The following is an 18,665-nucleotide window of genomic DNA, read 5'->3' as shown; positions in this document are numbered from 1 at the left end:
GAGTTGTCATGAAAACTATCTATTTATTGTTAAGCAGTACTATTTTTCTTACAGCCTGCCAAAGTACGAATGAGGCTAATCAAGTTCCTCACTCCATAAGTATGATTGACCATGTTTATTATATTGAACAACAATCTGCTCAACGTTTAGTTGAATCTAGTCAACGATTGGCTGAGAGTTTTAAAGGGTATTGTACGAATCAAATAGCAAAAGAAACGGTTGTTATGCAATGGAAACAGACCATGCAATCGTGGATGGCATTGCAAGGTCAAGAGAGAGGGCCAGAAGCCGCGCTCTCATTAAATTGGAATATTCAATTTTGGCCTGATAAGAAAAACACCACTGGGCGAAAAATGTCTCAACTGTTGAAAAAAGATCAAACTTGGAATAATGAGTTGATTCAACAGCAGAGTGTTACGACTCAAGGTTTAGGCGCAGTAGAGTGGTTGTTATTTGATACAGCATCGACGTTGCCAAAAGTAGAATCGTGTCAATTAGGTCAAGCGATTACTGAAAATTTGGCGATGAATACGAAAAAAATAGCCCAAGCATGGCAGGTGAACCCATGGTCACAACTAGATGAAACCATGTGGCTTAACGAGTATATAGCTTTGCTTGCTAATCAGCTTGATTACAGTATGAAAAAACTCAGTCGCCCATTAGCAAAAATAGGGCAGTCTCGGCCTTATTTTTCTGAGTCGTGGCGCTCAGAAACGTCACTCACTTGGCTTAAATATAATGTAATGGCGATGCATGAACTGTATTTGGCAAATGGCGTAGGGTTAGATAATTACTTACGCCAAGAAGGGCATAATGATCTGGCAGAAAGAATTGAAGATCATTTGAATTCAACGCTAGAGACTTGGCCTGAATCGCCGTCATTGTTTGCTGCGCTACAAACTAAATCCGGTTACCAAAATACACTTGCTTTGTATAATAAACTGGAATATTTGAAATATTTAATTCACGAAGAAGTAGCGATCGAATTAAACATTGCGATAGGGTTTAATGCAACCGATGGAGATTGATAATCAGCGACGAATATTATTAAAAGGAACGTTTGGAGTTGCGGTGTTTTCTCCTTGGCTATCAGGCTGCTCTTCTTCTCAATATAAAGATAAAAAAGCCTCTTTGATTTCTTGCTCTAGAACAGCTAATGGTCACTTTGGAGCAGTGGTTGCAGATAGTGAAGGTTATCCTATTTACACGATTCCTTTACCCGAGAGAGGACATGGTGTTGCTATTTCTCCTAGTGGTGAGCTGGCCGTTGCTTTTGCTCGTCGCCCTGGAAATTACATGCAGCTGTTTAATATTAAAACAGGTCAGAGTTATTCTATCACAGCGGCAATGCCTAATCGTTACTTTTATGGACATGGTGTTTTCTCTTCTGATGGGCTTACGTTGTACACAACAGAGGGAGAGAAAGAAACAAGCAAAGGGATTATTGGGGTTTATCAGTTGCAAGGTACTCGTTTAACGAAAATAAATGAGTTTACTGATTTTGGTATTGGGCCGCATGAAGTGATCCGAATTGATGACTCAACGTTAGCGATTGGTGTTGGTGGTGTTCATACTAAAGGGAGAATTCCTGTTAATTTGGAATCAATGGCTCCCGCTTTGGTTTATTTATCCACTAAAACAGGTGAAGTATTAGAGAGCGTTGGTCTTCCTGATCATAAACTAAGTATTCGTCATTTATCTTTAACCGATGACGGACGGGTATTGTGTGGGCAACAATATAGAGGAGAAGCCGAAGATGGCGTTCCATTAGTCGCTGTACATCGCCGTGGTGAACCATTGCAATTATTAACGGCAGAGCCAGAAGAGTGGCTTAGGTTTAATCATTACATTGCAAGTATTGCAGTATTGGGAGAGCACGTTGTAGCGACGTCCCCAAGAGGTAATTGTTATGGTGTTTGGAATTTAAAAACCACTCAGTTAGTTGAGATAGCTTCGCTAGCAGATGCTTCTGGCGTCGTGGTGAATAGTAATGGTAGTGATTTACCTCAGTGGCATATAAGTTCAGGCACTGGCAAGGTGATTAATAGAACGGAAAAAGGAGAGGTCGTCAGTCACCAAACCAATGTGATGTGGGATAACCATTGGAGTCAAATTTAATAGTGGATTAACCTTAAAGGCCGACGAAGATATATCGACATTCCCCTAAAATAATAGCCGTGGTATTCTTAGTGTAATTAATTTAGGAAGAGAAAGTTATGAGTTTACAATATCAAATTATTCCAGTGACTTCTTATGAGCAAAACTGTTCAATTGTGTGGTGTGACGAAACCATGAAAGGCGTTGTTATTGATCCTGGTGGTGATGTTAGCTTACTAATGCAAGCCATTGAAGTATTAAATGTAGACATCGTTAAGCTAGTCTTAACTCATGGTCACTTAGACCATGTGGGTGGAACTGAGTCTTTAGCTGCATTAACAGGAGCACCAATCATTGGTCCTCATAAAGAAGATGATTTTTGGCTACAGAGTCTCCCAAATCAGAGCCAACGTTTTGGTTTTCCACATACTGATGCGTTTGAACCAACTCAATGGCTAAATGAAGGCGATATTGTTGAATTTGGTAATCAAGTATTACATGTGTTGCATACTCCGGGCCATACACCAGGTCATGTCGTATTGTTTAACCAAGAAGCAGAGATGGCTTTTGTTGGTGATGTATTGTTTAAAGGAGCGATTGGTCGATCTGATTTCCCTAAAGGGGATTACGAGACACTTATTTCTTCAATTAAAACAAAATTGTGGCCTTTGGGTAATAACATGAAATTTGTACCAGGGCATGGCCCTGAATCTACATTTGGATATGAACGTAAAACAAACCCGTTTGTTGCGGATGAAATGCCTTTTTGGTAAGAAATTTGGCAAAAGTGCCGTACTTTTCGCCATACAGTGCCAGCATCCCTATAAATATTGCGCGTTTTTTGGTATAAAACGCGCTTCGCCAATTCCAATACAACTATTTGAGTTTCACTTTAGGAATTGACATCTTTTTTCCGCTATCATTTTGAGCGTATTTTGCTTGAAAAATAGAGATAGCGCAACGGAGTTTAAGTTTCATGAAAATTGCTCACAAACGTAAAGTACAGTCTAAGCTGCATAAACGCATTAAAGCAACTGCACCAAAAACTGAAGTGAAAAAAGCAGCTAAGCCTGCAAAAGTAGCTAAACCAGTTGAGAAAAAAGTGGAAGCAGTAGTTGCAGCAGCGCCTAAAGCCGCAGTAATAGCAACAGACATTGCTCTTACACCAAAGCAACAGACTGTATTTGATATTGTTTGCCAGAATCCTGAAGGTATCAATTCAAAAGAGATTGGCGTAGCAGCTGGTCAAGAAGAAGCAAAAGCGGCAGCATGGGCTACAGGTGGTTTGAAAAAGCTAGTTGAAGAAAACCTTGTTGTACGTGAACAACTTGCTGGTAATAAAGTAATTTACAAAGCAGCTTAATGTTTTAGTAAGTAGCTTTAAGATACAAAAAAGCCGAGATTGTCTCGGTTTTTTTGTATCTATATTTAGCTTAGCGAACATTGGTATAAAATCGGGTTAGGGTAAATTCAGATATAAAAAAAGACATCGCTTAGGATGTCTTTTTTTGACCGTCTATATGTTTAGAACTTTAATTTAACTTCAAGTCCAACAAATTGGTCAGTGTAAGGCATGCCTGCATCATAAGCAAATTGTGCAGCATCACCATTACTGAACCATGCATTGTACGCTAGGTTAACTTCTGTATCACCACCCCATGCATCTGTCACCCAATAGTGTATATGGCCTACAGGGTTTAAGAAGAATAGACTAAAGCTACCAAGTGCTTCAGAGCCCATTACTTCACCACCATTTTCGGTAATACTTCGTTCTTGTTGTAGCATTAACTCACCAACAACAGCACCAAAGAATGGAGTAACAAATAAATCTTGAATTGATGGCACTTCAGCGAATGCCTCTACGCCATACTCCCAAAAGAAGGTAGACATAGTCGTAGAGTATAAGAAAGATTCGAACTCGTTAAAGCCAGCATGACGAGCAGCAGTATAGTAAACACCGCCAAAGTAAGGGTGCATAACGTAATTTAAGAAATGTTCATCTTTATCCCAAACAGGGCCTGCACTAACATTATCTTTCCATTTGCTACCAAGCCCTTTGAGACTTGAGTCTTCAGAATCCCATTTTGTAATGCTTTCTGGTAAAAATGTCATTAAACCTACTGTCGCAACACTTAAACCAAGAATGGTATAAGACTGCTCTAATAGATAATCCCAATCACGCTCATCAGATACGCGTAAGTAATGAGGCAGTGGAGTATCTGTAGAAAAAGCATCTGTTTCTGCTACTTTTGATGGCGTCGTATCATCGTCTAATCTCATTGGAGAAAAGTTAAAAGTGGCATTTGAACAATAGCTAGAATAAATGTTTGTAGAACAATCATTTTTATATTCCATGTTATAAGCGCTATTAGTATCGAGTGCGTACACGTGTGTTGACGCTGCACAACCTAAAAGCAAACTGGCTATTGCTTGTTTTTTCACAGAAAGTCCTTAATCAATTAAATACTGAGCTAGATCACAATTATCTACTATTAATTGAGAAAAGCAAAACATAAAAGTAAAAAAAGGCCTCTTTATTCCTCATTCGAAGAGATAAATAGGCCTTAAATACAGAGGTTTATAATATGTGCATTTAGTTCAATTGTTGTGGGTGGAACTTATTAAAGAGAACTGAATAACTGACTACCAATAATGATTAAGCCAAAAATTAAAACAATAACCAAAGCGGGGTTACCACCTGCCACAGTATATCCAGGTTCTTTGTGTGTTCTTCGTGCTGAAATAACCAGAGCCACAGGTAAAAATAGAGCCAATATCACAAGAGCTATTGCTGCGTAGCCTAGTGCAGTAATAAAACCTTGCGGGTAAAATAAAGCAAACATTAAAGGTGGAATGTAGGTTAATAAAGCAGTAATTACTGATGATTTCTGCCATTGTTTTGACGAATCTCTCAGAAATTCAAATAGACCCAAGCTGACTCCAATAAATGAAGTTAATAGTGCTAAATCAGCGAATAAAGATAAAGCCAATTGAATAAACTGATGGTCAATTGATTGTTGAATGGTTGTAATAAATTGATTTAATCCGTTAATTTGCTCAAATTCAGATTGAGAAAGCTGACCTAAAGTAATGCCTTGCCAAAATAAATAGATAACCAAAGGAAGCGAAGAGCCAATGAGTAAACTTGTTTTGATTTTTTTGATATCTAAATCAAGGTAATTAACGATAGCTGGAATGCTTCCATGAAAGCCAAAAGACGTGAAAATTACAGGGAGCGCAGTAATAAATACACCTTGATGAACAGGAAGTGACATCAAGTATTCGCCAGTAATATTCGGAGTCAAGAAAAACAGAATTGATACCAGCATGATTAGCTTTAATGTAAATAAACCACGATTAATCACATCAACTGTTTTTGTTCCCAATGCAATAACAATGGCAACTATTACAGTGAAGAGAATAGTTGAACCAGTTTTAGATAATTCAAAAGGTGAGATGATATTAATTTTTGAATGGAATTGCTCGCTGCCACCGGCGATATAAGCCGCACATAACGCATAAAAAAGAAATAACATTGAAAAAGTAGCAATTCGTTGCCCATTTTTACCTAGAAATTGAAGAGCAAGACTATGTAATGTAGCACTTCGTTGTCCGTACTGATGAACTTCTAGCATCAACAAGCTGGTGTAACTCATGATTGCCCATATTCCAATCATGAGTAGACTTGCTGTAAAGAAACCTAAACTAGCAGATACAAGAGGTAAAGCGAGCATTCCTGCACCAATAGTGGTTCCTGCGATAATTAGAGAGCTTCCGAGAACTTTTGTCTTCATTTATACATCTTCTATACTAAATCAGTTCAAACTGAGTGCTTTTTTCAATGATGTAAATGTACGCCGTATCGAATTTAAATTCAATTATTTGTATAATTTAAATTACACTAAGTGTAAGTTATTATTTACATTGGTTTATGGCTAGAATATTCACTATAATTGGAAGTAGATGGGTTTTTTAAATCGCTTAATGTGATAAATTAGACATAATTATAGAAATATCAAAGAGGAAGAGTGCATGTTGCAAGTTGCAATGATTAGCACAGGTGAAGAAGTCTTACATGGGGATATTGTTGATACCAATGCTGCATGGATGTCTCAACTATTTTATCAACACGGTTTTAAATTATCGAACCGTTCTACTGTTGGCGATAATATTGAGGCGTTAGTTGCTGAAATTCAACATCAAGCGACGACTGCGTCTGTCGTTATTGTAAATGGTGGGTTAGGGCCAACGTCGGATGATATTTCTGGAGAAGCAGCAGCAAAGGTATTAAATACCCCACTTGTAATGTCTCAATATTGGTTAGATCGAATGCAAGCTCGATACTTAGAGCTAGGTAAAGAGATGCCACACAGTAATATTAAGCAGGCTATGCTTCCAGAAGGCGCTCAGCTTATTGATAACCCAGTAGGGACAGCTTGTGGTTTCTTTATTGAAGTAAATCAATCAATAGTGATATTTACTCCAGGTGTGCCGTCTGAATTTAAAGTTATGGTAGAGCATCAGATCTTACCTCGGATGAAACAATGGCACCCAATGGTAGAAGCGTCTGAATGCAGCCGTTTGTTTACTTTTGGTTTATCTGAATCTGGTATTCAAGATAAATTGCAGCAAATCCACTTACCTCATGGATTTGAAATTGGGTATCGTTCATCTTTGCCTTTTATTGAAGTCAAACTATTTGGTCCAGCAAATCATGATGAACGTTTTCCTGTATTAGAAAGAATGTATCATTTACTCGGCGATAATGTTGTTAGCGTTGATGAATCTATGCTTCCTAATGTCGGCGCACTACTAAGTGAGTTTTCACTAAACTTAACGGTTGCAGAACAAGCAACTGGTGGTTGGTTGACGAGTTGGCTACAAGAAGATGAGCAAATTCGTATCAATATGAAGCAAGGCTGGATTTTGTCTTCACTGGTTGATCAGCAAATGGCAGGACAAGACCCTTTGGCCGCCGCATTAGCATTAGCGGCAGCAACACGCGAAAGAACACAAACAGCAATTGGTCTTTCATCAGGTCCAATGATACAAGGCAAGGTTGCAGTGGCACTATCGACACCGTACGGGGAGTGGGGGCAACTGATCAGTCTTAAGCGTAATTATAGTTATAATGAAATGCGCTCAATTGTTTCAACGCTTATGCTTGATATGTTACGTCGATGTCTAGAAAAGAAACCGATGTTTGGTCACTATGAGTCATTAAATAGAGAATCTGAAATTTATGTACCGCAAAGTACATTGCAATAAATATTGATTCTATTAAGAAAAGAAACGATCCAAGCGGATCGTTTTTTTATGCCTTTTTTTCGGACATTTGAAAATTAACCCCTTCAAGGACGAGGTCAGTTTCTGCCTTGCATACACAAGGTAAGATTTCATTAGGGGCTAAAAAAGCTAAAGGGAATGATTGGTAGCTGACTTCTCCTGAGGTAAGTGTGCAGCGACACGTTCCACAGTCACCATTGCGACAATGGGATTCAATTACCATTCCTTGATCTTCCATGAGTTCTAACAGGGATTTATTGACTTGATTAGTTAAAGTGACAATCTGATTAATGTGTATTTTGAGCATATAATATCGAATTATTTAGATAAAATAGATAACAAAATAATAGCATAATAGGAGTAAAAAATAGGGGGCTTGTTGTAAAAAATTCAGTTTAACGCCAAGATCCCAGAATACCGATGGATGAAACTCTAAACCTAAGTAAGACGTTGTACAAAAATGAGAAAAAACATTGTTTGTATTCATACACTGATACTGATTAACACCAGAAACTGATGCGTTAATAGATGTTATACTATGTTGTAATGCTTCTCCCCAAGATTGTTCAGATAAATCAACTACTTTTTTATAATTTGTTTTGTGATTTTTAACTAAATCCACTGTTAAACTTCTCCCATAATTTGAGCTGGACAAGGTTCTAAATACAAACTTAAAAAAGTGGCCCAGCTGCCAATCTGGGCCAAAAAAACTACTGTTTTATAGGGTGTTACCTTGCTAAAAGATTAAAATAGTAGCTTCATTCAAAGTTATTATGGTTGGAGTAAACCATAAAAAAACTAGACATAGACAGAAAATAGGTTCTATTTTTACCTCGTTACGTTGTTAATCAATAAACATAATTTATTATTATATTGATCTTATTTCTACTGTGAAATCTAACAGGTTAATCTCGGATTTAAAGATGGGGTTGTTGCAAAAACTCAGTTTAACGCCAAGATCCCACAATCCTTCATATTATTTCGTAGGCAATGGGCTATTGGAAAGTGGAGCAACCTGTACCTACCTGTCCTTCAGCTGAGTGGGGACAGTTATAGATTATAATCAAAGAGAAAATCAGGAATACTTGATGAAAGTAAAATAAGTGGACTAATATTCAAACGGTGATTTTTAAAAAGTGGGTCAGCTTTCATTTGGTATTGATAACTAAGGTTTTTCCGTTAGTATTTCCATTTGAGAGCCTTCATAGTAACAGTTTCTTCCGTTGTCTTTTGCCTTGTATAATGCTTTATCTGCTTGCTCTATAAGTTTATTAAGAGTTAAAGAACCTGATGGGTCGATAGCGTAGCTAATTCCTACGGATGCCGATATTACCTCTGAGCAGCATGAGTTCTTATGAGGGATCGGTAAGTGTTTAATTTCACTTAATAAGCATTCGATTTTGTTACGCATTTTATCTTGAACGATCTCAGAGATTAGAATGAAAAACTCATCACCACCGTAGCGATATACTCGTGTTTTTAAACAATGAAAATGCTTTTTGATGAGTTGACTTATCTTGATTAAAACTTCATCTCCAGCAATATGGCCATAAGTGTCGTTGTATTCTTTATAATGATCGATATCTAGCATGATCCCCGTATAATTTTGAGTCGATTGTCGCTTGAGTTGATTAAAATGTGACTCAAGAGAGTTACGATTCCAAAGTTGGGTTAGGTGATCTGTTTGTGATAAATACAATAACTGTTGACGGTTGTATTGGTTCTCAAGTGCAATGGAAATATAGTTAATCAATTGAATAAACAGTTCAAAGTGAAATGCTTGGTATTGGTAGCTTTCTTTGGCTTGTACAGTAAAGCAAGCTTGTACTTTTCCATTAAACTTAATGGGAGAGAACATGACTGATTTACAAGTCACTCGTTTATCGCAGTTATCTCCTAGCATTATTACTTTTTGTTCTGAATTCATATGATTAAAATAAAATGAGGAATCGCTTTTTATACAATAACTCATATAAGTCGCTTCAGTTTGGCAATGGGTTATATAAGGGTGTGTGACCAGTTGTTTGTCATCCATGTAGTGAATCGTTATATTGTCTTTTTCTTTATCATAAAAGCCTAATGCCAATGTATCTGTTTGGAATAACGCAGAAAGATCTTCTTGGATCTTAGGTAAGATACTTTGAATATCGGTACTATTATTAATATATTGACCAATCTTATTAATTAGCGCTAAGTTTTCAGACAACGATTTTACTGTACTAAGTTCAAGTTTAGCGATGTTAAGACGATAAAGCTGCTGTAGGTAGTCACTTTCTCTTTTAAGTAATTCTCGTCTAGAGTTCAGTAGAGAAGAGGTTAAGGTTTGATAATGTTTTTCTCTGATGTCTATTTCTTTAATATCTTTAATTCGAAGTAAGATAATGTCATTGAAACCATCAATTAGCTTATCGCTCTCAATGGCTTTAGCAATATCTAGCCCTTGTTTAATATATTGATCAAGCATTGAGTATTTATCATAGCTGGTTAAAAATTGACAATATTCTAAAATCATTTCAGCATAATAATAATCGTGTTGGCTTACTTTCATTTTTTCAATTGAAAGTAGATGATATTTTTCAGCTTCTTCTAGTAGCTCTAATCCATTCGAGATTTCAGCTTTGATTTTATAGTAAAAACCTAAAAAACGAGGCTCATTTTGGATATGATGAAAAAGGGAGTTGAGGATCGCTTGGGATTCAGTAAAACGACATTGTTTTGCTTTAATTTCTGCAATATTAAAGAGTGGTAAAGCGATTGATGACTTTGAGCCGTATTGCTCTAGTCGCTTTTTTGCTTCGTAAAGATAAATAAGAGCTTCACTGAAGTTACCAATTTGACGAAAAATATCACCAATATTATTTTTAATAAGCCCTGTTATATAATTATCACAAAATTGCTGTGATTTTTCTGCTTTTGTTAAAAACTTATGGGCATAAAAATAATTACCAAGCATTCCATAAAGTGTGCCGATATTATAATTACAGAAACAGATTAAGAACTCTTGTTTGTTTTGCTGAGCAAAAGTAATGGCATCAAAAAATAAACTGATGGATTCGATTAATTTCCCTGAACGAGAGAGAAGGTAAGCTTGAAGTATATAGTCAAATTGTGGTGGGACAATTTGATTTTGTTTTAATGCTTCAACTGTGATCGTATTCAGGTGAAATTGAACCTGCTCTTTGGATGAAGCTGAGGGTAACTGGCGTACTTGCTCCAGTAAATAATCATTCCATAGATTCTTTGCCATAATTTACTTTTATAATTATTATGTTATTACAAGAAATTATTGCATATATGAATAATTATATGAAGTGATGTCTCATTTTTAATTCTATCGATAAGTCTAAATTGTGGATGAGGTCATAAATTGTAGGCATAAAAAAACCGAGCAACTAGGCTCGGCTTGTATTTTTCAGATAAACTTAAAGCTCAAAATCGCCTAAATCATCTGCATCCATATCGTTATCAATTTGCCCAACAAGATATGAACTAATTTCTGTTTCTTGAGGAGCAACCTGAACATTATCAGAGCTTAACCAAGAGTTAATCCATGGAATAGGGTTTTGAGTTGCGCCTTCGTATGCACTATTAAGACCAACGGCTTTCATACGTAGGTTAGTGATGTATTCAACGTATTGACAAAGAATATCTTTATTTAAACCAATCATTGAGCCATCTTTAAATAAATAATTTGCCCATTCTTTTTCTTGTTCCGCTGCTGCTTTAAATAAATCAAAGCATTCTTGCTCACACTCTGCTGCAATTTTTACAAATTCAGGATCATCTTGCCCCGTGCGGAGTAGGTTAACCATATGCTGAGTACTGGTTAAATGAAGGGCTTCATCACGAGCAATGAGTTTGATGATCTTTGCATTACCTTCCATTAATTTACGTTCTGCAAACGCAAAAGAACAAGCGAAGCTTACATAGAAACGAATCGCTTCTAGTGCATTAACGGACATTAAACAAAGATAAAGTTTTTTCTTTAATTCACGTTTTGACACGATAACTTCTTCGTCATTGATCGTATGAGTGCCTTCGCCTAGACGGTGGTAATCATTTGTTGCTTGGATCAAATTATCGTAATAGTGTGCAATGTCTTTTGCACGTTTTAGGATTTCTTCATTTTCAACGATGTCATCAAAAATTACTGAAGGATCATTAACAATATTTCGAACAATATGAGTGTATGAACGTGAGTGGATCGTTTCAGAGAAAGACCATGTTTCAATCCATGTTTCTAATTCAGGAATAGAAACCAAAGGCAGTAAAGCAACGTTTGGGCTTCGACCTTGGATTGAATCTAATAAAGTTTGGTATTTTAGGTTACTGATGAAGATATGTTGTTCATGCTCTGGCAGATTATTGTAATCAATGCGGTCACCAGAAACATCAACTTCTTCCGGACGCCAGAAGAACGAAAGTTGCTTTTCGATAAGTTTTTCAAAGATCTGAAATTTTTGTTGGTCATAACGAGCAACATTTACCGAGTTACCTAAGAACATAGGTTCTTTCAATTGATCATTTTTTTCTTGTCGGAAAGTACTGTACGCCATGGAAACCTCAATGTGATTAAAGCCAAAGAAATAGAGAAGGGCTTCTTTATTTAAAAATTATGCCGATAGATACCTATACGAATTTAGGCACATATTGGATTAATAATTATAGATATAGAGCTAAAAGATAAATAAGCCCGCTAATGAAAGCGGGCTTGATTTTAGAATGAAAACTTAGATCTTACAACCGCCGCCTGCACAATCGTCATCTTGTCCAAGATCACCTTGTGAGTCGCTAGCACCATCACGGGTGTTATGATAATAAAGAGTTTTAAGGCCTAGTTTATAAGCCGTTAATAGGTCTTTTAACAACAGTTTCATTGGCACTTTGCCATTTGGCTGAAGGTTTGGATCATAATTTGTATTTGCAGAGATAGCTTGGTCAACAAATTTCTGCATGATACCTACAAGTTGTAGATAACCATCGTTTGAACCGATGTTCCAAAGTAACTCATAGTTATCTTTTAGATTTACGTAATCAGGAACAACTTGCTTCAAGATGCCATCTTTAGATGCTTTTACTGACACAAAGCCACGTGGTGGTTCAATACCATTGGTTGCGTTAGAGATTTGAGAAGACGTTTCTGAAGGCATTAATGCAGACAGTGTTGAGTTACGTAGGCCGTGAGTTTTAATCTCTTGACGCAATGTTTCCCAATCTAGATGTAATTGCTCAGTACATACGTTATCGATGTCTTTCTTATAAGAGTCGATAGGTAAGATACCTTGCGCATAAGTTGTTTCATTGAACGCAGGACAAGCGCCTTGCTCTTTTGCTAAACCAACAGATGCTTTTAGAAGATAAAACTGAATTGCTTCAAACGTTTTGTGTGTTAGTCCGTTTGCACTGCCATCAGAATACTTCACGCCATTTTTCGCAAGGTAGTAAGCGTAGTTAATAACGCCAACACCTAATGTACGGCGATTCATGGTTGATTTGTATGCAGCAGGAAGAGGGTAGTCTTGGTAATCAAGTAATGCATCAAGAGCACGAACTGCAAGCTCAGCTAATTCTTCAAGATCTTCAAGTTTCTCAATCGCACCTAAATTAAACGCAGATAGAGTACAAAGTGCAATTTCACCTTCTTCATCGTTAACATGTGTTAATGGCTTAGTTGGTAGCGCGATTTCTAGACACAAGTTAGATTGACGAACTGGTGCAACACTTGGGTCAAATGGGCTGTGTGTATTACAGTGATCGACATTTTGAATGTAGATACGACCTGTTGACGCACGCTCTTGCATAAGCAAAGAGAACAGGTCAATTGCTTTTACGGTTTCACGCTTGATTGACGTATCTTGTTCATAGATATCATATAGACGCTCAAATTCAACTTGATCAGCAAAGAATGCGTCATATAAACCAGGAACATCAGATGGTGAGAACAAACTAATATGACCACCTTTAATTAGGCGAGTGTACATTAGTTTATTAATTTGTACGCCGTAGTCCATATGACGAACACGGTTTTCTTCAACACCACGGTTGTTTTTTAGAACCAGTAGAGATTCAACTTCACGATGCCAAATAGGGTAGAATAAGGTAGCAGCACCACCACGAACACCACCTTGAGAACAACATTTTACTGCTGTTTGGAAGTATTTGTAGAATGGAATACAACCCGTATGGAAAGCTTCACCATCACGGATCTCAGAGCCAAGAGCACGAATACGACCTGCATTGATACCAATACCAGCACGTTGAGATACATAACGTACAATTGAACCAGCAGTTGCGTTAATTGAATCTAGGCTGTCGTCACACTCAATAAGAACACAAGAGCTGAATTGACGCGTAGGAGTACGTACTCCTGACATAATTGGAGTTGGCAGTGAAATCTTAAAAGTAGATGTTGCATCGTAGAAACGCTTAATATAATCAAGACGCGTATCTCTAGGGTATTTTGCAAATAAACATGCTGCAACAAGGATATAAAGGAATTGTGCACTTTCGTAGATCGCGCCCGTTACACGGTTCTGAACGAAATATTTGCCTTCAAGTTGTTTAACCGCAGCGTATGAAAAGTCCATATCACGACTGTGATCGATCATTTGATCCATCAGGTCGAATTCTGCTTCAGTATAATCTTCAGTAATGTGCTTATCGTATTTACCTAATTCGATTAGATTGAGTACGTGATTAAACAGCCTTGGTGGCTCAAATTCGCCATACGCTTTTTTACGAAGGTGGAAAACAGACAAACGAGCCGCAAGGTATTGGTAATCTGGCGTTTCTTCAGAGATAAGATCGGCAGCTGCTTTGATAATGGTTTCATGAATATCTGATGTCTTCATACCATCATAAAATTGGATATGAGATTTCATTTCAACTTGAGATACTGAAACATTATCTAGATCTTCTGCAGCCCAGGTGATCACTTTGTGGATCTTCTCCAAATTGATCTTTTCTGTGGTGCCATTTCGCTTAGTAACGGTAAGCTGTTGGGTCATTTGCTACTTTTCCTTAGGATGAAGAACGAAAGATGTAATATTTGTAATTTTCGTTATTAATTTGTGATCAAGCTCATAGTGTTGAGTTTGGAACTAAACACAACATGTAGGGCTTAATAAGTAATTGAGTACAAGATAGTGATAAATTGTGAGGTAATCAAGTCAGGAAATGAGACTGCCCTGTGGATAACCTATGAATTAAAAAAAACAGTAAGTAGGCACTAACCGAGTGAGATTAGCTATATCAAGACATCAGAAATAGCGTATTTAGTAATGGTGGAGAAGTAGACAATTGAAAAAATATTTTTCTTGATTTTTGTGGTTTAGGTGGATCTCTAAGAATCAAAAAAAATTGCTGATTTGTTGTTCTAAATTTAGCATTTATGCGGCTTTAGTAAACAAGTTAAGAATTGAGATATTTTGAAATTAATTCACTCTTTATTTGTATTAAGAACACAGATAAAGAGTGAAAATTATGATAGAGACTTATAGGGAGGTATGAACGATATAGTTAACATCTACGTTTTTGCCTAATGAATAGACATCTGTTAACGGATTGTAATGTAAGCCTGTAATACCTTGTTCTTGCAATGCGGTTTGATCTAGCATTTTTAATAGCTCTGATGGACGTATGAACTTATCGTGATCATGCGTGCCTTTAGGTACAAGTTTAAGTAATTGCTCTGCACCAACAATCGCAAATAGGTAAGATTTAATATTACGATTTAATGTAGAGAAAAATACGTGTCCGCCGGGTTTTATCATCTTTGCACAGGATTGGATGACAGAGAGTGGGTCAGGGACGTGTTCTAACATTTCCATACACGTAATGACATCGTATGTTTCAGGGTTTTCTTCGGCATGCTGTTCAGCTGTGGACTGAATATACTCTAATATAGTACCTGTCTCTAAGGCATGTAATCGAGCAACGGTAAGAGGCTCCTTGCCCATATCTAATCCGATAACATCAGCGCCTTGGTTTGCCATGCTCTCAGCTAAGATACCGCCACCACAGCCAACATCTAATACCTTCTTACCAAATAAGCCATTTGCATTATCTAATACGTAGTTTAGGCGCAATGGATTGATTTGATGCAGTGGTTTAAATTCACCTTCTAGATCCCACCAACGAGACGCCATATCTTCAAATTTTTTGATTTCTGCCGGATCGACATTTAACTGCTGAGTCATAGTAATTATTCCTTTTTTATCTTCCTCTTATTATATACAGAAAAAAAACAGAAAGAGAGACTTTAAAATGGTGATTTTTTCACCGTTTTTATGAGCTTTTTCAAGAATATGATGCTCAGCTATGTGACTTGCTCCCGATTTCGTAGGATTCTTAAGCTTAAGAGCTGTTTTACGAATTAAAACGATGCGAAATAGAAGTGTTATGTGCTATATTTTGCAATCTTGCACGTTTATCAGTATCAATTACTTTGTCTTTATAGATAGTATGATTGATAAAGTAATTGATATTGATACGACAGAACTAATTGAGGGATATTGGCTCTATGAGCGATCTTGCTAAAGGGATCACGCCCGTAAATATTGAAGATGAGCTTCGAGGTTCATACCTAGACTATGCGATGTCAGTAATCGTTGGTCGTGCTCTTCCAGATGTGCGTGATGGTCTAAAACCTGTACACCGCCGTGTTTTATTCGCGATGGATGTATTAGGTAATGATTGGAATAAACCATATAAAAAATCTGCCCGTGTAGTCGGCGACGTAATTGGTAAATATCACCCACACGGTGATAGTGCTGTATACGACACGATAGTACGTATGGCGCAGCCGTTCTCACTACGCTACATGCTTGTTGATGGCCAAGGTAACTTTGGTTCTATCGATGGGGATTCAGCGGCGGCGATGCGTTATACCGAAGTTCGTATGTCGAAAATTGCTCACGAACTGTTGGCAGATTTAGACAAAGAAACCGTAGACTACGTTCCTAACTATGATGGTACAGAACAAATCCCTGCAGTATTACCAACTCGTGTACCTAACTTATTAGTTAATGGTGCATCAGGTATCGCTGTTGGTATGGCAACAAACATTCCACCTCATAACTTAACAGAAGTGGTTAATGGTTGCTTAGCATTTATCGAGAATGAAGATATCACTATCGATGAGCTAATAAACTACATTCCAGGTCCTGACTTTCCGACAGCTGCATTAATCAGCGGTCGTAAAGGCATCGTTGATGCATATAAAACAGGCCGTGGTAAAGTTTACATGCGTTCTAAAGCAAACATCGAAGCTGACAAGAATGGCAAAGAAACCATTATTGTTACTGAGATCCCTTATCAAGTAAACAAAGCCCGTGTAATTGAAAAGATTGCAGAGCTTGTTAAAGATAAGAAAGTAGAAGGCATTTCAGCACTGCGTGACGAATCTGATAAAGATGGTATGCGTATTGTTATTGAATGTAAGCGTGATGCAGTCGGTGAGGTGGTTCTTAATAACCTGTACTCATTAACTCAGCTTCAAACTACATTCGGCGTAAACATGGTTGCACTAGACAATGGCCAACCAAAACTGTTCAACTTGAAAGAAATGTTGAAGTGTTTTGTTGATCACCGTCGTGAAGTGGTAACTCGTCGTACTATTTTTGAATTACGCAAAGCGCGTGATCGTGCTCATATCCTTGAAGGTTTAGCACTAGCATTAGCAAACATTGATGAAATCATTGAGCTAATCAAAAATGCGCCAACTCCAGCAGAAGCTAAACTAGGCCTAGTCGCTCGCGGTTGGGATCTTGGCAACGTAGCTGACATGCTAGAGCGTGCAGGAACAGATGCAGCTCGCCCTGATTGGTTAGAGCCAGAGTTTGGTATTCGTGAAGGCAAATACTTCTTAACGGAACAACAAGCTCAAGCAATTCTAGAACTTCGCCTACACCGTTTAACTGGTTTAGAGCATGAAAAGATTCTAGACGAATACAAAGCTTTATTGGATGAGATCGCAGAGCTAATGCATATCCTTGCAAGCACTGAACGTCTAATGGAAGTTATCCGTGACGAATTAGTAGCCGTTCGTGATACTTATGGTGATGAGCGTCGTACTGAAATTGGTGCTGCAATTCACGATATCGACATGGAAGACTTAATCACACAAGAAGACGTAGTAGTAACGCTTTCTCGTGAAGGTTATGTTAAGTACCAAATCCTAGGTGATTACGAAGCTCAGCGTCGTGGTGGTAAAGGTAAGAGTGCAACGAAGATGAAAGACACCGATTATATCGAGCGTCTACTTGTTGCTAATACTCATGATAATATCCTTTGCTTCTCTACGCGTGGTAAAGCATACAGCTTGAAAGTATTCCAACTTCCTCAAGCTAGCCGTACTGCTCGTGGTAAGCCTATCGTAAACATTCTTCCTTTAGAAGAAGGTGAGCGTATTACAGCGATTCTACCAGTATCTGAATACTCTGAAGATAAGTTTATCTTCATGGCAACAGGTGATGGTACGGTTAAGAAAACATCTCTGGATCAATTTGCTAAAGTTCGTGCAAACGGCCTGATTGCAGTTAATCTACGTGAAGATGATTCATTGATCGGTGTTGATATCACTGATGGTTCAAATGAAATCATGCTGTTCTCTAAAGCAGGTAAAGTGGTTCGTTTCAACGAAGAGCATGTTCGTGGAATGGGTCGTACTGCTTCGGGTGTTCGTGGTATGAAACTGACTGGTGAAGATCAGGTTGTTTCGTTAATTGTTCCTCGTGTTAAATTGAATAAAGCAGCAATGCACTTAACTAACCCATTGTTAACGCCTGCATTTTATTCAAGAAAAGTGGGGGATGTATTAACGGCAACTCAAAATGGTTACGGTAAACGTACTAAACTGTCTGAATACCCAACAAAGAGCCGAGCAACACAAGGTGTTGTATCTATCAAAGTTTCTGAGCGTAACGGCAGCGTTGTTGGTGCGGTTCAAGTTGATGTTAAAGATGAGTTCATGATGATTACTGATGCAGGTACGCTAGTTCGTACTCGCGTATCAGAAGTAAGCCAAGTGGGTCGTAATACCCAAGGTGTTACGCTGATCCGTACTGCTGAAGATGAAAATGTAGTTGGCCTACAACGCATTGATGAACCAGAAGAACTTGAAATCCTTGAAGGTGAAGAGGGTGGGATCACAGAAGCGGCAGTAACTACTGAAGCTGGTGATATGCCTCAAGCTGAATCTGATGAAGATACAACAGAAGAGTAATATCTTACTGTAATGTATTTAAAAAGCCCGCTTAGAAATAAGTGGGCTTTTTTATGTC

General features: G+C 37.7%; 14 protein-coding genes. 6 read left to right on the top strand and 8 right to left on the bottom strand.

Annotated elements, in window-relative coordinates; translation table 11 throughout:
- The first annotated feature begins 8 nt into the window (after positions 1-8).
- From AC2IP4_RS07430 to AC2IP4_RS07415, 4 genes are all read left to right on the top strand, one after another.
- The gene (locus tag AC2IP4_RS07430; RefSeq protein WP_486310143.1) at positions 9-1,028 is read left to right on the top strand and encodes an imelysin family protein; all 1,020 of its coding nucleotides are present in this window, start codon (positions 9-11) and stop codon (positions 1,026-1,028) included.
- Positions 1,009-2,118 carry a DUF1513 domain-containing protein gene (locus tag AC2IP4_RS07425; protein ID WP_486310142.1) on the top strand — a complete coding sequence of 370 codons (1,110 nt, stop codon included), beginning with the start codon at positions 1,009-1,011 and terminating at the stop codon, positions 2,116-2,118. The genes AC2IP4_RS07430 and AC2IP4_RS07425 overlap by 20 nt, the downstream gene beginning before the upstream one ends.
- Positions 2,119-2,216: 98 nt before the next feature.
- A complete protein-coding gene (locus AC2IP4_RS07420) occupies positions 2,217-2,870 on the top strand; it encodes an MBL fold metallo-hydrolase (protein ID WP_375322334.1) in 654 nt (217 codons plus the stop codon).
- A gap of 203 nt (positions 2,871-3,073) precedes the next feature.
- Entirely contained in the window at positions 3,074-3,460 is a 387-nt protein-coding gene (locus AC2IP4_RS07415; protein WP_375322335.1) for a hypothetical protein, read from the top strand.
- Positions 3,461-3,621: 161 nt separating this feature from the next.
- Here the strand turns inward: AC2IP4_RS07415 and AC2IP4_RS07410 are convergent, their stop codons facing one another.
- Both AC2IP4_RS07410 and AC2IP4_RS07405 read right to left on the bottom strand, forming a co-directional pair.
- Positions 3,622-4,539: a DUF3943 domain-containing protein gene (locus AC2IP4_RS07410; protein WP_375322336.1), complete on the bottom strand. Its 918-nt coding sequence runs from the start codon at positions 4,537-4,539 to the stop codon at positions 3,622-3,624.
- A 179-nt stretch (positions 4,540-4,718) separates the two neighbouring features.
- Positions 4,719-5,891, bottom strand: coding sequence for an aromatic amino acid transport family protein (locus AC2IP4_RS07405; protein WP_105054605.1), 1,173 nt, complete (start codon positions 5,889-5,891; stop codon positions 4,719-4,721).
- Between the two features lie 238 nt (positions 5,892-6,129).
- Between AC2IP4_RS07405 and AC2IP4_RS07400 the strand changes: the two genes are divergently transcribed.
- Positions 6,130-7,365, top strand: a complete 1,236-nt coding sequence (locus AC2IP4_RS07400; protein WP_375322337.1) for a CinA family nicotinamide mononucleotide deamidase-related protein — start codon at positions 6,130-6,132, stop codon at positions 7,363-7,365.
- 46 nt (positions 7,366-7,411) lie between these two features.
- On the opposite strand, the gene AC2IP4_RS07395 is transcribed toward AC2IP4_RS07400, so the two are convergent.
- The 6 genes from AC2IP4_RS07395 to ubiG all read right to left on the bottom strand — a co-directional run bounded on the left by AC2IP4_RS07395 (position 7,412) and on the right by ubiG (position 15,581).
- Entirely contained in the window at positions 7,412-7,621 is a 210-nt protein-coding gene (locus AC2IP4_RS07395; protein ID WP_486310746.1) for a 2Fe-2S iron-sulfur cluster-binding protein, read from the bottom strand.
- 84 nt (positions 7,622-7,705) lie between these two features.
- Entirely contained in the window at positions 7,706-8,005 is a 300-nt protein-coding gene (locus AC2IP4_RS07390; protein WP_375322339.1) for a hypothetical protein, read from the bottom strand.
- A gap of 543 nt (positions 8,006-8,548) precedes the next feature.
- Complete coding sequence (locus tag AC2IP4_RS07385; protein WP_486310141.1) at positions 8,549-10,630, bottom strand: sensor domain-containing diguanylate cyclase; 2,082 nt, start codon at positions 10,628-10,630, stop codon at positions 8,549-8,551.
- A gap of 175 nt (positions 10,631-10,805) precedes the next feature.
- The gene (nrdB, locus tag AC2IP4_RS07380; protein WP_375322341.1) at positions 10,806-11,939 is read right to left on the bottom strand and encodes a class Ia ribonucleoside-diphosphate reductase subunit beta; all 1,134 of its coding nucleotides are present in this window, start codon (positions 11,937-11,939) and stop codon (positions 10,806-10,808) included.
- Positions 11,940-12,113: 174 nt separating this feature from the next.
- Positions 12,114-14,390 carry a class 1a ribonucleoside-diphosphate reductase subunit alpha gene (gene nrdA / locus AC2IP4_RS07375; protein ID WP_375322342.1) on the bottom strand — a complete coding sequence of 759 codons (2,277 nt, stop codon included), beginning with the start codon at positions 14,388-14,390 and terminating at the stop codon, positions 12,114-12,116.
- A gap of 486 nt (positions 14,391-14,876) precedes the next feature.
- Complete coding sequence (gene ubiG, locus AC2IP4_RS07370; protein WP_375322343.1) at positions 14,877-15,581, bottom strand: bifunctional 2-polyprenyl-6-hydroxyphenol methylase/3-demethylubiquinol 3-O-methyltransferase UbiG; 705 nt, start codon at positions 15,579-15,581, stop codon at positions 14,877-14,879.
- 323 nt (positions 15,582-15,904) lie between these two features.
- On the opposite strand from ubiG, the gene gyrA reads away from it, so the two are divergent.
- Entirely contained in the window at positions 15,905-18,607 is a 2,703-nt protein-coding gene (gene gyrA, locus AC2IP4_RS07365; protein ID WP_486310140.1) for a DNA gyrase subunit A, read from the top strand.
- Positions 18,608-18,665 lie beyond the last annotated feature (58 nt).

Source organism: Aliivibrio thorii (genome assembly GCF_057368585.1).
The sequence above is the reverse complement of the archived record's forward strand: the minus strand, read 5'-3'. Positions and strand labels throughout refer to the sequence as shown.

Bases quoted from the DNA above. Each gene is read 5' to 3' on its own strand.
- AC2IP4_RS07425 (WP_486310142.1), top strand. From the start codon at position 1,009: ATGCAACCGATGGAGATTGATAATCAGCGACGAATATTATTAAAAGGA.
- AC2IP4_RS07400 (WP_375322337.1), top strand. From the start codon at position 6,130: ATGTTGCAAGTTGCAATGATTAGCACAGGTGAAGAAGTCTTACATGGG.
- nrdB (WP_375322341.1), bottom strand. From the start codon at position 11,939: ATGGCGTACAGTACTTTCCGACAAGAAAAAAATGATCAATTGAAAGAA.
- nrdA (WP_375322342.1), bottom strand. From the start codon at position 14,390: ATGACCCAACAGCTTACCGTTACTAAGCGAAATGGCACCACAGAAAAG.
- AC2IP4_RS07415 (WP_375322335.1), top strand. From the start codon at position 3,074: ATGAAAATTGCTCACAAACGTAAAGTACAGTCTAAGCTGCATAAACGC.
- AC2IP4_RS07395 (WP_486310746.1), bottom strand. From the start codon at position 7,621: ATGGAAGATCAAGGAATGGTAATTGAATCCCATTGTCGCAATGGTGAC.
- AC2IP4_RS07405 (WP_105054605.1), bottom strand. From the start codon at position 5,891: ATGAAGACAAAAGTTCTCGGAAGCTCTCTAATTATCGCAGGAACCACT.
- AC2IP4_RS07420 (WP_375322334.1), top strand. From the start codon at position 2,217: ATGAGTTTACAATATCAAATTATTCCAGTGACTTCTTATGAGCAAAAC.
- AC2IP4_RS07385 (WP_486310141.1), bottom strand. From the start codon at position 10,630: ATGGCAAAGAATCTATGGAATGATTATTTACTGGAGCAAGTACGCCAG.
- gyrA (WP_486310140.1), top strand. From the start codon at position 15,905: ATGAGCGATCTTGCTAAAGGGATCACGCCCGTAAATATTGAAGATGAG.
- ubiG (WP_375322343.1), bottom strand. From the start codon at position 15,581: ATGACTCAGCAGTTAAATGTCGATCCGGCAGAAATCAAAAAATTTGAA.
- AC2IP4_RS07430 (WP_486310143.1), top strand. From the start codon at position 9: ATGAAAACTATCTATTTATTGTTAAGCAGTACTATTTTTCTTACAGCC.